Below are 1,613 nucleotides of genomic sequence, written 5' to 3' on the forward strand. Positions count from 1 at the left end.
ATTTAGTAATTTTGGATATAATGATGCCGGGGATGGATGGGTTATCCACTTGTTCAATTTTAAGAAATATAAGTTCAGTTCCTATAATTATTGTTTCCGCTAAGGACAGCGATTTAGATAAGGTTACCGGTATGAACTTAGGATGTGATGATTATTTAACTAAGCCATTTTCTCCAATTGAACTGTTAGCCAGGATCAGATCTATATTTAGACGGATAGAAATCGATAAAGGAGAACAAGCAACACGGAACATACTATTTTTCGGAGATTTAGTTATAAATAAAAATCAGCTTAGTGCACAAGTGAAAGACACTCCAATAAACTTAACTAAAAATGAATTTTCACTAATAGTATATCTCATAGAAAATAAAGATAGAGCTATAAGCAGAGAAGAGCTTCTAAGGAAGGTTTGGGAGTTTAAAGTAAGCGAAATAGATACCAGAGCCACAGATGATACCATTAAAAGGCTTAGGAAAAAATTATTAGATAACGATTCTAAGGTATATATAAAAACCATAAGAGGCTTTGGATTTAAAATTTATGAGGAGAATATAGATGGATAAAATTTCTATTAGAAAAAGAATGCTAAAACCATTATTAACTTATTTGATATTTTTTGCAGCCTGCTTCCTCGTTATATTTAACTTAATATATAAAGCATTATTAAATGTTAATAATTATAGCTATAGATTGATTTTAAATATAAATATGTTTTTATTGGCTATATTCACTTTATTTATATTAGGATTTACATTTTTGTTAATTAAAATTTGCTCCGGCATTTCCAAAGATATCAAAATGTTGGCTGATGATGCCATTAAACTTTCTAAGAGTTCATACAGCACAGAAGAAATTAAAACATTTAAAACCATAGAAATTGAAGAACTTAATTTAAGCATACATAAGTTGGCTAAGAGGTTATTTGATTATTATAATGCTCAAAAAATAGCTATGGAAAATGCCTCCCACGAATTAAGAACTCCTTTGACATCAATACAAGGCTACGCAGAAGGTATTAAATATAAAGTTTTTGATGATATTAATGAACCTTTAGATATAATTATAGATGCAAGTATTCATTTAAGAGATGTGGTTAAGAGTATCCTGAAGCTTTCTGAAATGGATTCACACAGCGTTAAAGTTATGTATAAAAAAGTGAGCTTATACGGCTCTTTAAACCGAATATTAAATCAATTGCGAGGAGCTGCTTTTAAAAATAATAAAGCTATTAAACTTGAAGGTGATGAAGATTTAATTATATATATTGATGAGAAGTTGTTATCCCAGGCCGTTATAAATATAGTTTCTAACGGTTTAAGGTATGCTAAGGAAAAAGTAACCGTTGAATTTGAGGAAACTCCTGAAAATGTAGTAATACATATAATGGATGATGGTTATGGAATTAAAGAGGAGGATATTGAAAATATATTTACAAGATTCTATAAAGGAGAAAAGGGAAACCTGGGTCTTGGATTGTCTATTGCTAAATCTTCAATTAAATATCTTGACGGTGAAATAACTGCTTATAATTTAGGTTATGGAGCTTGCTTTGATATAAAGCTTCCAAATAAAATTATCAATCCAATAATTGAGGAATAATAATAATTTTTATT

General features: G+C 29.0%; 2 protein-coding genes. Both read left to right on the top strand.

Translation table 11 applies throughout. From position 1 onward, the window contains the following. The coding region (locus TA89_RS03625; RefSeq protein WP_040210920.1) for a response regulator transcription factor at positions 1–563 on the top strand (563 nt) is incomplete at its 5' end. A gap of 193 nt (positions 564–756) precedes the next feature. Further along, positions 757–1,599 carry a sensor histidine kinase gene (locus TA89_RS03630; RefSeq protein WP_187119261.1) on the top strand — a complete coding sequence of 281 codons (843 nt, stop codon included), beginning with the start codon at positions 757–759 and terminating at the stop codon, positions 1,597–1,599. Positions 1,600–1,613: the final 14 nt, after the last annotated feature.

This window comes from Clostridium polynesiense, from assembly GCF_000820705.1.
In the GTDB taxonomy this organism is placed as follows: domain Bacteria; phylum Bacillota; class Clostridia; order Clostridiales; family Clostridiaceae; genus Clostridium_AA; species Clostridium_AA polynesiense.